General features: G+C 65.2%; 12 protein-coding genes and 1 pseudogene. 7 read left to right on the forward strand and 6 right to left on the reverse strand.

What is annotated here, in order from left to right; genetic code table 11:
* Positions 1-109: 109 nt before the first annotated feature.
* Together ABC728_RS21505 and gap are read right to left on the reverse strand one after the other, a co-directional pair.
* The gene (locus ABC728_RS21505) at positions 110-343 is read right to left on the reverse strand and encodes a DUF3126 family protein (RefSeq protein ID WP_416617382.1); all 234 of its coding nucleotides are present in this window, start codon (positions 341-343) and stop codon (positions 110-112) included.
* A gap of 135 nt (positions 344-478) precedes the next feature.
* Positions 479-1,486 (reverse strand): type I glyceraldehyde-3-phosphate dehydrogenase, encoded by a 1,008-nt coding sequence (gene gap, locus ABC728_RS21510; protein WP_416617381.1) that lies wholly within the window; start codon positions 1,484-1,486, stop codon positions 479-481.
* A 392-nt stretch (positions 1,487-1,878) separates the two neighbouring features.
* On the opposite strand from gap, the pseudogene ABC728_RS21515 reads away from it, so the two are divergent.
* A pseudogene (locus ABC728_RS21515) lies at positions 1,879-1,983 on the forward strand (IS5/IS1182 family transposase); the annotation flags it as partial.
* 55 nt (positions 1,984-2,038) lie between these two features.
* Here ABC728_RS21515 and ntrC read toward each other — a convergent pair.
* From ntrC to dusB, 3 genes are read right to left on the reverse strand one after another with little or no spacing between them, the layout of a single operon-like run.
* A complete protein-coding gene (gene ntrC, locus ABC728_RS21520) occupies positions 2,039-3,487 on the reverse strand; it encodes a nitrogen regulation protein NR(I) (protein WP_416617380.1) in 1,449 nt (482 codons plus the stop codon).
* 3 nt (positions 3,488-3,490) lie between these two features.
* A complete protein-coding gene (locus ABC728_RS21525; RefSeq protein ID WP_416617379.1) occupies positions 3,491-4,609 on the reverse strand; it encodes a two-component system sensor histidine kinase NtrB in 1,119 nt (372 codons plus the stop codon).
* Positions 4,609-5,625 (reverse strand): tRNA dihydrouridine synthase DusB, encoded by a 1,017-nt coding sequence (gene dusB / locus ABC728_RS21530; RefSeq protein WP_416617378.1) that lies wholly within the window; start codon positions 5,623-5,625, stop codon positions 4,609-4,611. Before dusB ends, ABC728_RS21525 begins: the two co-directional genes overlap by 1 nt.
* A gap of 277 nt (positions 5,626-5,902) precedes the next feature.
* Between dusB and ABC728_RS21535 the strand changes: the two genes are divergently transcribed.
* From ABC728_RS21535 to ABC728_RS21545, 3 genes are read left to right on the forward strand one after another with little or no spacing between them, the layout of a single operon-like run.
* Positions 5,903-7,078: a bifunctional 2-C-methyl-D-erythritol 4-phosphate cytidylyltransferase/2-C-methyl-D-erythritol 2,4-cyclodiphosphate synthase gene (locus ABC728_RS21535; RefSeq protein WP_416617377.1), complete on the forward strand. Its 1,176-nt coding sequence runs from the start codon at positions 5,903-5,905 to the stop codon at positions 7,076-7,078.
* A 4-nt stretch (positions 7,079-7,082) separates the two neighbouring features.
* Positions 7,083-7,574: a CinA family protein gene (locus ABC728_RS21540; protein WP_416617376.1), complete on the forward strand. Its 492-nt coding sequence runs from the start codon at positions 7,083-7,085 to the stop codon at positions 7,572-7,574.
* Positions 7,575-7,579: 5 nt separating this feature from the next.
* Positions 7,580-8,323, forward strand: coding sequence for a nucleotidyltransferase domain-containing protein (locus ABC728_RS21545; protein WP_416617375.1), 744 nt, complete (start codon positions 7,580-7,582; stop codon positions 8,321-8,323).
* Between the two features lie 9 nt (positions 8,324-8,332).
* On the opposite strand, the gene ABC728_RS21550 is transcribed toward ABC728_RS21545, so the two are convergent.
* Positions 8,333-9,172: a hypothetical protein gene (locus tag ABC728_RS21550; RefSeq protein WP_416617374.1), complete on the reverse strand. Its 840-nt coding sequence runs from the start codon at positions 9,170-9,172 to the stop codon at positions 8,333-8,335.
* Positions 9,173-9,475: 303 nt separating this feature from the next.
* Between ABC728_RS21550 and trkA the strand changes: the two genes are divergently transcribed.
* The 3 genes from trkA to ABC728_RS21565 all read left to right on the forward strand — a co-directional run bounded on the left by trkA (position 9,476) and on the right by ABC728_RS21565 (position 13,733).
* Positions 9,476-10,852, forward strand: coding sequence for a Trk system potassium transporter TrkA (gene trkA, locus ABC728_RS21555; RefSeq protein ID WP_416617373.1), 1,377 nt, complete (start codon positions 9,476-9,478; stop codon positions 10,850-10,852).
* Positions 10,853-11,076: 224 nt separating this feature from the next.
* Entirely contained in the window at positions 11,077-11,523 is a 447-nt protein-coding gene (locus tag ABC728_RS21560; protein ID WP_416617372.1) for a (2Fe-2S)-binding protein, read from the forward strand.
* Positions 11,524-11,534: 11 nt separating this feature from the next.
* Positions 11,535-13,733, forward strand: coding sequence for a xanthine dehydrogenase family protein molybdopterin-binding subunit (locus ABC728_RS21565; RefSeq protein WP_416617371.1), 2,199 nt, complete (start codon positions 11,535-11,537; stop codon positions 13,731-13,733).
* Positions 13,734-13,807: the final 74 nt, after the last annotated feature.

A 13,807-nucleotide genomic window follows, 5' to 3' on the forward strand; every position in this document is an offset into this window, starting at 1 on the left:
AATGAGGGAATATTGAATGGTATCTGAAATATTTTCAACCAAAAGCAATAGGGCGCCTGCCACTTTCGCGGCAGGCGCCCTATTGGGAAATACGACCTTTACGGGCGTGTCACTTCGCCTTGGCGGGGGCGATATTGGGCAGGTCTTCCGACAGGATGGTCATGTTGAACGCATAGGAGATGTCGCCATCATCCTCGTCCCGATAGAGCGTGCCGATGAACTCGTCACCGATGGTCACTTCAACGGGCTGGCCCTTCTTGGCCGGGGGGTTCACGGTGATCTTGTCGTTGCCGAAATTCCGGCGCAGATAGGCCTGCAGCCGGGCGATCTCGTTGGGGGTCATATCCAATCCGCCTTCTTGCTTTCATGTCGGGAAGGGTGAAAAGCCAGGGGCGCCGCCCTTGCCGGAACGGCGCCCCTGTCGGTAGAGGCCGCCCCCAGGATAAACGCGGGGGCGGCGGCATGACCAGTCGGGAAATCAGCCAGCCTTGCTCATGGCGATCACGGTATCGCCCATGCGGTTGGAGAAGCCCCATTCATTGTCGTACCAGGTCAGGATACGCACGAAATTGCCTTCCATGACCTTGGTCTCGTTCAGCGCGAAGATCGAGCTGTGGCTGTCATGGTTGAAGTCGGTGGAGACCAGCGGCTCGGCATAGGCGCCCAGGATACCCTTCAGCGGGCCGTTGGCGGCCTCGGTGATCAGCTTATTGACTTCTTCCACGGTCGTGTCGCGCTTGGCCACGAACTTGAAGTCGACGACCGACACGTTCGGGGTCGGCACGCGCAGCGAGGTGCCGTCCAGCTTGCCCTTCAGTTCCGGCAGAACCTTGCCCACGGCCTTGGCCGCACCGGTGCTGGTCGGGATGATGTTGAGCGCGGCGGCGCGGGCGCGGTGCAGATCCTTGTGGAACGTGTCCACGGTGTTCTGGTCGCCGGTATAGCTGTGGATGGTGGTCATGAAGCCATGCGCGATGCCGATGCCCTGGTTCAGCACATGGGCCACCGGGGCCAGGCAGTTGGTCGTGCAGGAGGCGTTCGATACGATCTTGTGCTCGGCCGTCAGCTTGTCATGGTTCACGCCATAGACGACGGTCAGATCCTCGTCCGTGGCGGGCGCGGAGATCAGCACCTTCTTGGCACCGGCGGTCAGGTGCTTGGAGGCGGCCTCGCGCGAGGTGAAGATGCCGGAACATTCCAGGGCGATATCCACGCCCAGCTCACCCCAGGGAAGCTGGGCCGGATCGCGCTGCTGCACCGACCGGATGGTGTGGCCATTGACGACCAGATTGCCGTCGACCACCTCCACGGTGCCGGGGAAACGGCCATGCACGCTGTCATACTTCAGCAGGTGAGCGTTGGACTTGGCGTCGGCCAGATCGTTGATGGCGACGACCTCGATATCGTTCCGGCCGCTCTCGTACAGAGCGCGCAGAACCAGACGGCCGATACGCCCGAACCCGTTGATCGCAACTTTGACAGCCATGCTTTCCTCCGATTGAACGGCACCCCGCGCCGGCTTTGGCACCGGGGGCCGATGGGCAGCGGGACGGCCCATGTTCCAAGCCCGAATTAACCCCTGAACCCCCCGCATACAAGGGCACAACCGTCCCTTCCGCCATGCGTGAAGCGCACGGGTTGCAGCTTAGTTTTTTTGTGAACCGGCCGCAATTCAGGTAACGGCGTTACCGGCATGACTCTTTGAGGGCAGGGTTTGTGCGGGGATGGTGCGGTCGATGATGAATGCTCGTTTGGAGAATCATTTCTTAATTGGGTTTATACCACCTTGCGATGAGTAGAACTCATCGCAAGGTGGTCCGGCGGCGACCGCCGCCGCCCCGCTCGTGCGGCGTCGCCAAGCCAACGAATGTTGGCGCCTCTCGACGGCTCGCCACGGACCTCCAACAGACAATCGCTTCCGCCACCGCGTCGCTCTTCATCGCATCCGTTCAACTCTTCATTCGAAGTATCGCAAGATGTTGATACAATTCACATTAATATCGAATCAAACTCTAAAGGTTTCCCCAGGCGCTTTAACCTACTTCAGCCCCCGCACCACCTGAATATCCAGGTCCCGGATCTTTTTCCGCAGTGTATTGCGGTTCAGGCCCAGCATATGCGCGGCCTTGATCTGGTTGCCACGGGTTGCGGTCAAGGACAGCGACAGCAGCGGCCGTTCAACCTCCCGCAGGATGCGGTCATACAACCCCGCCGCCGGGATGCCGTCCTTATGGGCTGCGAAATATTCCCGCAGGTGGCGTTCGACGGCCGCCGACAGGCCTTCGTTCACGGGTTCCTGCGTGGGGGCGGCGGCCGGATTGGTTTCGGCCAGTTCGGTGTCGATGACATCGAGGCTGATCACCTCCTGCGAGTACAGGGCCGCCAGCCGCTGGACCATGTTTTCCAGCTCGCGCACATTGCCGGGCCAGCGATAGCGCTTCAACCGGTCCATGGCGGCATTGTCCACCGTCTTGGCCGGCAGGCCCTGCTGGGCCGCCTGGTTCAGGAAATGGCGGACGAGCGCCGGCACATCCTCCGTCCGTTCGCGCAAGGGCGGCAGGCGGATGGGTACGACGTTCAGGCGGTAGAACAAATCCTCGCGGAACAGGCCCTGGCGGATCAGGGTGCGCAGGTCGCGGTGGGTGGCGGCGACGATGCGCACGTCGGTCTTGATGGGTGTGCGCCCGCCCACGGTCGTATATTCGCCCTCCTGCAACACGCGCAGCAGGCGGGTCTGTGCCTCCAGCGGCATGTCGCCGATCTCATCCAGGAACAGGGTACCGCCCTGCGCCTGCTCGAACCGGCCCGTCGAGCGCATGGTGGCACCCGTGAAGGCGCCCTTCTCATGGCCGAACAGCTCGGACTCGATCAGTTCGCGCGGGATGGCCGCCATGTTGATGGCCACGAACGGGCCGCCCCGCCGCTTGCCATAATCATGTAGGGCGCGGGCCACCAGCTCCTTGCCGGTGCCGCTTTCGCCCGTGATCATCACCGTCAGGTCCGTTCCCATCAGGCGGGCCAGGACGCGGTAAATCTCCTGCATGGCCGGCGACCGGCCGATCAGGGGCAGCGCCTCCTCCTCCGGGTCCTCCGCGGGGGCGGGGGCCGGACTGGTGGATGGCACGGGCGTGGACAGGGCCTTCTGCACGATGGCCATCAGGTCCTTCAGATCGAAGGGCTTCGGCAGATAGTCGAAGGCCCCCCTTTCCGCCGCCTTCACGGCCGTCAGCAGGGTGTTCTGCGCGCTCATCACGATGATGCGCAACTCCGGCCGCAGCTTTTTGATGCGTGGCACGAGGTCGAGGCCGTTCTCATCCGGCATCACCACATCGGTGATGACCAGATCGCCCTCGCCCTCCTGCACCCACCGCCACAGCGTGGCAGCGTTGCCCGTTGTTTTCACCTCATGTCCCAGGCGGGCGAGGGCCTGGGTAAGCACTGTCCGAATGGCCCGATCGTCATCCGCAACGAGAATGGTTGCGCCCATTTTTTAGGCACCCTCTCCGTGACCGTTCTGGTCGGTGACTGGCAGGGAAACCTTGAAGATCGTGCGCCGCGGCACGCTTTCAAAGTCGATGACCCCGCCATGGTCACCGATAATCTTGGCAACCAATGCAAGACCCAGGCCGGTTCCGTTCATCTTCGTCGTAACAAAGGGATCGAACAGGTTGGCGCGGATATCTTCCGGGATGCCGGGGCCGTTATCGGCCACGCTGACCAGCAGGGGCAGATGCATCCGGCTGTCCGATCCGGCCACGGCCAGACGCACCCCGTGCTGATAGGCGGTGGACAGCAGGATTTCCCCGCCCTGGTCGGGGCAGGCCTCCGCCGCATTCTTGACCATGTTCAGGAAGACCTGCACCAACTGGTCGCGGTTGCCCAGAACGGGCGGCAGGGAGGGGTCGTATTTCTCGATGAAGCGGATATGGCGGGCAAAGCCCGTCTGGGCGATGCGGCGCACATGCTCCAGCACGGCATGGATGTTCACGGCCTGGCGTTCCAGCGGACGCCCGTCGGTGAACACCTCCATCCGGTCCACCAGGGCCACGATGCGGTCGGCCTCATCACAGATCAGCCGGGTCAGGATCTGGTCGTCCTCACTGGCATTTTCCTCCAGCAACTGCGCCGCGCCGCGGATACCCGACAGCGGGTTCTTAACCTCGTGCGCCAGCATGGCGGCCATGGCGACGACCGATCGGGCGGCGCCGCGATGGTTCAACTGCTTGTCGATGCGCCGGGCGATGGACCGTTCATGGATGGTCAGCACCACCTGATCCGGCGGGTCGCCCAGGGGGGCCGCCTGCATGGTGACGGAATGGGGGCCGACGCGCTGGGTTTCCACCGTCACCCCATATTCGCAGACTGTGGCGTGGGTGATGCGCGCCTGGTCCAGCAGGGCGAAGACGGGGCTGTCCTCGGGGATCAGGTCCGTCAGCCGGGTGCCCAGCACGCGCGTGGCGCTGACATCGAAGAATTCCTGGGCCTCCAGGTTGATGAACCGGATCAGCCCGTCGCCATCGACCACCATGACGGGGTCGGGAAGGGCGGCCAGGATGGAGGTCGGATCGATGTCGGCACCAAGCCGGCGCGCCGCCGGGACCCGCGCCATCAGGCGGCCGCCCGCTCGGTGACGCCGCGGTCCAGCGCCGCGGAATAGAAGGCGATGATCTGCTGCTTCATCTTCTCCGGGTCTTCGCTGGTCATGATCTGGTTGCGATAATCGGCCGACCCGTTCATGCCCTTGGAATACCAGGCCACATGCTTGCGGGCGATCTTGATGCCGGCCTGAACCCCGTAATGGGCCAGGATGGCGTCGTAATGCTCCAGGACGGTCTGCAACTGCGCCGCCAGCGGCGGCTCGGGCAGGATGACGCCTGTGCGCAGGTAATGCATGACCTGGGCGATGAACCAGGGCCGGCCATAGGTGCCGCGGCCGATCATGATGCCATCCGCACCGGATTCCTCCAGGCAGCGCACCGCATCCTCGAAACTGTTGATGTCGCCATTGGCGATGACGGGAATGTTCACCGCTTCCTTGACCTGGCGGATGAATTTCCAGTCGGCGGTGCCGTTATACATCTGGCAGCGGGTGCGGCCGTGGACGGTCAGCATCTTCACGCCGCATTCCTGCGCGATGCGGGCCAGGTTCGGGGCGTTCAGGTTGTTCGCGTCCCAGCCCTTGCGCATCTTCATCGTCACCGGCACGGAAACGGCCTTCACCGTGGCCTCCATGATACGGCCGGCCAGCAATTCATCCTTCATCAGGGCCGACCCGGCGAAGCCGTTCACGACCTTCTTCACGGGGCAGCCGAAATTGATGTCGATGATATGGGCGCCGCGATCCTCGTTCAGCTTCGCCGCCTCTCCCATCACGGCCGGCTCGCACCCGGCAAGCTGCATGGAGATCGGCGCCTCATCCAGGCTCCATTCCGTCTTCAGCATGCTTTCCCGCGTGGCGCGGATCATGGCCTGGCTGGCAATCATCTCCGACACGACAAGCCCCGCGCCCGTCCGCTTGACCAGCCGGCGATATGGCATGTCGGTGACGCCCGACAGCGGCGCCAGGATCACGGGATCATCAATCCGGACCGGACCGATCTGAAGGGGGGCAAGCGGCTTGACCATGGGATACGCAACCTTGGACCTGATCCGCCGCCGGCCGATTTCTGCACAAATGGCAGGCAACTCTTGCGGATGCATGAAATTTAGGCACAGAGATTAACATAAGCCTGCAAAAACACAATGATCACCACCGCATGGCGGCTTTTTCCCCGGGAAATGGGTGGGCAGGGGGAGAGGGCGGGGGTTGGGCCGGCATGGCTTGCCTGCCGTGCAGGCCATTGGCGCAGGGCGCCATCCGCGCTAGGGTCGCGGGGCTAGTCCCGCAGCCCCATGAGAACACATGCCCACCTGTACCGCCCTGATCGTCGCCGCCGGCCGCGGCCTGCGTTTCGGGGCCGACCTGCCCAAGCAGTATCTGCCGCTGGCCGGCCAGCCCATCCTGCGCCGCACCGTGGAGGCTTTCCTGCGCCATCCGCAGGTCAATGCCGTGCGCGTCGTCATCGATCCGGCCTTCCGCGATCTCTATGACCGGGCGGTGGCCGGGCTCGATCTGCCGCCGCCCATCACGGGCGGACCGACGCGCCAGGACAGTGTGCTGAATGGCCTGGAGGCCATGGCCGGGCATCCGCCCGATCTGGTGCTGATCCATGACGCAGCGCGGCCGCTGGTCTCGCACGCAGATATCTCCGGCGTCATCGCGGCGCTGGAGACCGCCCCTGCCGCCATCGCCGCCACCCCGCTGGCCGACACGCTGAAGCGTGGGGCCGAGGCGGGCGGGGGCATCCGCAGCGACGGGACAGTGGACCGCACGGCGCTGTGGCGTGCGCTGACGCCCCAGGGTTTCCGCTTCGCCCATATCCTGCCGGCCCACCGGCGCGGCGCCGGCCTGAACCTGACCGACGATGCCGCCGTGGCCGAGGCGGCGGGTCTACCCGTCACCCTTGTTCCCAGCGATCCGGACAATCTGAAAGTGACCAACAAAGACGATCTGGCCCGCGCCGAGAAACTGTTCCTGGCCGCATTGGGCGATATCCGCACGGGCACCGGCTATGATGTCCACAAGTTCACCGATGGCGACCATGTGTGGCTGTGTGGCGTGCGGGTGCCGCATGATGCGGCGCTGGACGGGCATTCCGACGCCGATGTGGCGTTGCACGCGCTGACCGACGCCATCCTGGGGGCTATCGCGGCCGGTGACATCGGCCAGCATTTCCCGCCCGCCGACCCGCAATGGAAGGGTGCCGACAGCGCGCGCTTCCTGCGCCATGCCGCCGAGATGGTGGCTGCTCGGGGCGGGGTCATCGCCCATGTCGACATCACCATCATCTGCGAGCGGCCGAAGGTCGGCCCCCACCGCGAGGCCATGGTGGCGCGTGTGGCGGAGATCCTGGCGCTCGACCCGTCCCGCGTCAGCGTAAAGGCCACGACGACGGAGGGGCTGGGCTTCACGGGCCGGCGCGAAGGCATAGCGGCCCAGGCCGCGGCCACCGTCCGCCTCCCCCTGGTCATGGGGTAGGCCGATGTTCGCGCCCGACCTGATCCGCCTGGCCGAGAATGTGCGTGATACGCTGTCGGCCCGCGGGCTCTGGGTGGCCACGGCGGAAAGCTGTACGGGCGGTCTGATCGCCGGGTGCCTGACGGCCGTTGCCGGTTCCTCCGCCGTGGTGGACAGGGGCTTCGTGACCTATACGAACGATGCCAAGGTGCAGATGCTGGGCGTGCCCGCCGACCTGATCGCCCGACTGGGCGCCGTCAGCGGCCCTGTCGCTGCGGCCATGGCCCAAGGAGCGCTGGCCCATAGCCGCGCCGACATCGCCGTCTCGGTCACCGGCATTGCCGGCCCCGGTGGTGGGACCGATGCCAAGCCCGTCGGGCTGGTGCATCTGGGCGTCGCGCACCGGGGTGGCGGCGTGCGGGTCGAACACCATGTCTTTCCCGGCGACCGCGAAGCGGTGCGGCTGGCCACGGTGAGCCGGGCCCTGGAACTGGTGCTGGAAGCGGGAAGGGCCTGACAGACATGACCGCCATCACCCCTACCATCGATCTGGCCGACGCCATCCTGCGCGAATGGACCGACCAGCCCGATATCATCGCCGCCTTTCTGGCCGGGTCGGTGGCGCGGGGAACGGCGGGACCGGGGTCGGACATCGACGCGGTGCTGATCTATCATCACCTGCCGGCCGCTGTCCGGGAAACCCACGACCGGCAGGGCGTGGCCGTGGAATTGTTCCTGCACGACCCCGACACGCTGGCCTATTTCTGGGACGCCGACCGCCGGCTGGGCAAGCCTTCACTGGCCCGCATGGTGGCCAATGGCCTGCCCATCGCCGGTGATCCCGCCTTGATCGAGGAACTGAAGCGACAGGCGCAGTCCGTACTGGATGGTGGCCCACCCCTTCTGACGGAGGAGGAATTGCGCACCCGCCGCTATTCCATATCCGATCTGGCGGCGGATTTGGCCCAGCCGCGCAACGCGGCGGAACAACTGGCCATTGGTGCCCGCCTCTATATCGAGCTGGCGGATTTCACCGTCCGCGCGGCCGGGGCGTGGACAGGTACCGGCAAGGGCCTGGCCAAGGCCTTGCTGCGCCTGGACCCGATGCTGGCGGCCACCTTCGAACATGCGTTCAAGGAACTGTTCGCCCAGCAGGACGCAGGAGAGGTGCTGGCCCTGGTCGATCTCTGCCTGGCACCCTATGGCGGCCGGTTCATGGCAGGCGACCGACGGCCGGCACCGGCCGACTGGCGGCTGGGGGATTGAAGGTGCTCTCTATGATCCGGGGGTGGCGCAGTATTCGGCCAGGCTATAGGCTGTACTGATCTCGTAAGTCGCGCCCGGCTTCATGACGAATTCGCTGGCGCCATACTGTTCAAAACCGCCATTTTCCTTTGGCTTCCAATCGAACGTGTAGCCCAGCCGTGTCCAGGGTGCGCCCCCTTCCTTCAGGTTGAGCCGCATGTTGCTGGAAAACCAGTCCCAGTAACTCTGATTCTCCAGGCATGCGGCATCGCCGATAGTGCAGACGGGGCGGCTGGCCGTGCCGGGCACGGCCGGGGGGCCCCACTGGTCCGCCGTGTCCAAGCCGCAGGTGGCGGCCGTGATGTCGGTGACGGGGCAGGGGCGGACCAGCCTGTCGGCGGCGATCCACATCTCCACCACCTGGGCATAGGGCACGTCGGGGTTCAGGCCCAGCCATTGTACAACCCGCTGCGTTTTCACCGCGCCATCACCGGGGGCTGCCGAACAGAACCGGCGAAGCTGTGGCACGGCGGTCACCCAAATCTGGCCCCAGCCGTTGGGCCCGCCGGTCGTCTTGCCCTGGTAATATTTCTCATAGGCCGCCTGCGACATGGTGGAGGCAACCAGCACCTGTCGGCCGGCCGGTGTGTCGCGCCAGACAAGGTCGGGATTGTCGGGGGTGATCCGCAGCAATCCGGGACCGATGTCATCGGGACCCGGCACGGCCACGGCATTCAGGGAAGCGGCATAAAGCTGGGCCGGGCTGAGCGTTGCGACGTGCTGCGGTGCCCCGCCGCTGTCCGGGCTCCGCGTCGCGCATCCTGCCAGCATCGCCAGCGCCAGCAAGGCCGTACCCATCCGTACATGCATGATGGCTTTCCTCCCGTCCGTGTATCGGCGGGATTAAATACACAATTTAGTGCGCTTTCAATTATAAAAGTTATATGACTGTTAAAGAATAAAAAGCGCCTTATCATGCAGATAATCTCATTTATGATCATGAGGTTCCACCCCTGGCGGGTTCCGCCGAAGGCCTTTGCCCTGGCAGCGTGACCATTCCGCTATTGATCTGGGAAGATGGACGCGGCAGAACAGACCGGGCGGCATGGACCGGGCACCGGTTGCCCATCGGCCGCCCGATGCCCGTGGCTGCCGGATCAGGTCCGTATTCCCATGAAAGTCATCGTCTGCGGTGCCGGGCAGGTCGGCTCCAACATTGCCAAGTACCTCGCCTCCGAGGGCAACCATGTGACGGTCATCGACCAGTCGCCGGAACTGATCCAGAAGATCAGCGACACGCTGGATGTCCAGGCCATGGTGGGTTTCGCCTCGCACCCCAACGTGCTGGAGGCGGCTGGGGCGGCCGATGCCGACATGCTGATCGCCGTGACGCTGGCGGATGAGGTGAACATGGTGGCCTGTCAGGTCGCCAACAGCCTGTTCAGCGTCCCGACCAAGATCGCGCGTGTCCGCCACCAATCCTATCTTCAGCCCATCTGGGCCGATCTGTTCGCGCGCGAACACATGCCGATCGATGTCATCATCTCGCCGGAGATCGAGGTTGCGCGCGCGGTGTCGCGTCGCCTGCAGGTGCCGGGCGCCTTCGACATGATCCCGCTGGCCGATGGGCTGGTGCGCGTGATCGGGGTGGTCTGCACCCAGAATTGTCCTATCATCAACACGCCCCTGCGCCAGCTTACCGGCCTGTTCCCCGACCTGGCGATCGAGGTGGTGGCCATCATCCGTGGCGACCGGCAGTTCATCCCCGACGGCAACGACCAGATGCTGGCGGGTGATGAGGTCTATTTCGTCGCCGATACCAACCATGTCGCCCGCGCCATGGCCGCCTTCGGGCATGAGGAGCGGCAGGCGCGGCGGGTGATCATCGTAGGCGGCGGCAATATCGGGCTCTGCCTGGCGGAGGAGATCGAGCAGAACCAGCCCGGTGTGTCGGTCCGCATCATCGAGGTGGACCGCCGCCGGGCCACCCATGTGGCGCAGAAGCTGAAACGCACCATGGTGCTGCATGGCGACGGCCTGGACCCCGCCATCCTGGAAGAAGCCAATGTCGGCGCCAGCGAGACGGTCGTCGCCGTGTCCAACAGCGACGAGGGCAACATTCTGGCCAGCCTGCTGGCCAAGCGCCATGGTTGCCAGCGGGCCATCACGCTGATCAACAAGACGACCTATCAGCCGCTGGTGCTGCCGCTGGGCATCGATGCGGTGGTCAGCCCCCGTTCCATCACCGTTTCCTCCATCCTCCAGCATGTGCGGCGGGGCCGCATCAAGGCCGTCCACAGCCTGCGGGAGAATTTCGCCGAGGTGATCGAGGCCGAGGCGCTGGAAACCTCCACCCTGGTGAACCTGCCGCTGAAGGACATCCGGATGCCGCACGGCATCATTGTCGGCGCCATCGTGCGTGACGGCAAGGTGATCATCCCCCGGCCCAGCACTGTCATCAAGCCGAACGACCGCGTCATCATCCTGGCCGAGGTGGGGCAGGTGAAGAAGGTGGAGAAGATGTTCGCCGTGCGGCTGGAATTCTTCTGATCGCGGTGGCAGGCCAGCAGGCTTGCCGCGTTTCGGCGCGCCTGTCCGGTTCATGTCGAAATATTCAATAGAATATAACGTGACGGTGTCCAGTATCCGGCAGTCAGCCGGCTGACATCTTTTGACATTCCTATTTACCGAACAGAAACAAAAACGGGGGCGCGGTATGATACCGGTCACCCTATCTTGTGGATAATCAATTCCTTGGCGGAAGGATGCGTGACATGATCGAACTGACCATCAACGGCAAGATGCACCGGCTGGATGCCGATCCGGACATGCCGCTGCTGTGGGCGATCCGGGATATCGCCGGGCTGACGGGCACGAAATATGGTTGCGGCGTGGCGCAGTGCGGGGCCTGCACGGTGCATGTGGACGGTGTGGCAACGCGCGCCTGTGTCCTGCCGCTGGAGGCGGTGGCCGGTTCGACCATCACGACGATCGAGGGGCTGGGCGGCGACCATCCCGTGCAGAAGGCCTGGATCGAACAGCAGGTGCCGCAATGCGGCTATTGCCAGTCCGGGCAGATCATGTCGGCCGCCGCATTGCTGGCCGAGACACCGAAGCCCAGCGATGCGGAGATCGATGCCGCGATGGATGGCAATCTTTGCCGCTGTGGCACCTATCCGCGCATCAAGACGGCGATCAAGCGCGCCGCCGGCATCGCCTGACGGGAAAGGACATGACCATGGACAGCCTGCCACACCATGACATCATCCACGCCGCCCTGTCCCGCCGTGCCATTCTGGCCGGTCTTGGCGGCCTTGCCGTTGCCGTGTCGCTTCCGCTGCCGGTGCCGGCTCAGACCGCGCCGCCGCCCTATCCGGCGTTGGGCCGCGATGCGGCGGGGGCCAACGCCCGCGAAGGCATGTTGACGGCGCATGTCGTCGTCATGAAGGACGGCAAGATCGTCATCATCTCCCCCACCACGGAAATGGGGCAGGGCAGCCAGACGGCCCACGCCGCTATCATCGCCGATGAAATCGGTGTCGATATCGCCGATGTCGGCGTCCAGACCGCCATTCCCGCCGATGCCTACCGCTTCGGCGGGGCCATGAGTTCGGGCGGAAGCTGGGGCGTGCGGCGCTGGAACGACCATCTGCGCAAGGGGGCGGCCCAGGCCCGCGCCCTTCTGATCCAGGCCGCGGCCAACCGCTGGCAGGTCGATCCGGCGGGTATCACCCTGGACAATGGCCGGCTGGCGCATGCCGCTTCCGGCCGCAGCCTGGGGATCGGTGAGGTGGCAGACGATGCGGCCATGCTGACCCCGCCCGACAATCCGCCGCTGCGTGATCCGGCGACCCGCCGCTATGTGGGCAAAGGCGTGCCCCGCCTGGATATCCCGCCCAAGGTGACGGGCGAAACCGTCTATTCCATGGATTTCCGCTTGCCGGGCATGCTTTACGCCTGCGCCCGGCTGAACCCCGTCTTCCATGGGGATATCGCCACGTTCGACGCGGCGCCGGCCCTGAAGGTGAAGGGTGTCAGCAAGGTGGTGCGGATCCCCGGCGGGGTGGCCGTGGTTGCGGACAGCGTCTGGGCAGCCATCAAGGGGGCCGACGCGGTGGCGGTGACCCTTGCCCCCTCTCCCCAGGACGGGATCACCAGTGCGGCCCTGGTCGACGCCATGCGGGAAGGGCTGGGTGCCGCCGATGCCATCCAGGCGGCCGCGACCGGCAATCCCGACGATGCCTTCAGGAAGGCGGCGAAGGTGGTGACGGCCGATTACGGTGTTCCCTATATCTGCCACGCGCCCATGGAGGTGTGGAGCTGCACCGGGCTGCTCAAGGATGGAAGGCTGGAGCTTTGGGCCCCCATCCAGGTTCAGGACCGTGCCCGCCGCACCGCGGCGGCCAGCATCGGGCTGGATGACGCGGCTGTGACGGTGAATACGCTGATGCTGGGGGGCGGTTTCGGCCGGCGCCTGACGGATGAGGGTATTCCCGGCACGGCCATCGTGGCCCGTGAACTGGCCGGCACGCCCGTGAAGTTCTTCTGGCGGCGGGAGGACGAGTTCGACCGCGGCTATTACCGTCCGGCGCAGATGGCCCGCCTGTCGGCGGCGCTGGATGCCGGGGGCGAGGTGACCGCCATGACCATTCGCACCGCCGGCCCGTCCATGCGTGCGGAGTTCACGCCGGCCGGTCTGAAGGAAGGGGAGCTGGATGGTTCCTCCGTCCAGGACCTGACAGCGCTGCGCTATAAGTTGCCCAATTTCCGGCTGGATTGGGCGCGCCGGCACGTGCGGGTCACCACGGCACCCTGGCGTGCCGTGGGGGCGACGCAGAACGCCTTCTTCCTGGAATGTTTCATCGATGAATTGGCGGCGGCGGCCGGCAAGGACCCGGTGGCGTTCCGCCGCCACCTGCTGCGTGATGACCGGCGGGCCCTGGCCGTGCTGGACATGGCGGCGGAAAAGGCGGGCTGGGGCGGTAAACTGCCCGATGGCCACGCCCATGGCATCGCCTTCTTCGCCAGTTTCGGTGCGCTGTCGGCCCATGTGGTCGAAGCGTCGCTCGACGGCGGCACGCCCCGCATCCACAAGGTGACAGCCGTGCTGGATTGCGGCGATGTCGTGTTGCCCGACGGCGCCAGAAGCCAGATGGAAGGCGGCGTGATCATGGGCCTGTCGGCAGCGTTGTACGAGGCGGTGACGGTGCAGGCTGGCCGTGCCGAACAGCGCAATTTCGACACCTATCGCCTGATGCGCCATGCCGAGGCGCCCGTCGTGGATGTGCATTTCATCGCGTCGGGTGAAACGCTGGGTGGCGTGGGCGAACCCGGCCTGCCGCCGACGGCCCCGGCCGTGGCCAATGCCCTGTCGGTTCTGGCAGGCAAGCGCCTCCGTCACCTGCCGGTGGTGGAGGCCTTGCAGGCCTGATGAAGCACACCATCTTCCCGGTTCCGGCCGGGAAGATGGTGTTCTGACGATCCAGGTCGGGGGGATCAGGGCCG

The sequence above is a fragment of the Niveispirillum fermenti genome (genome assembly GCF_052474395.1).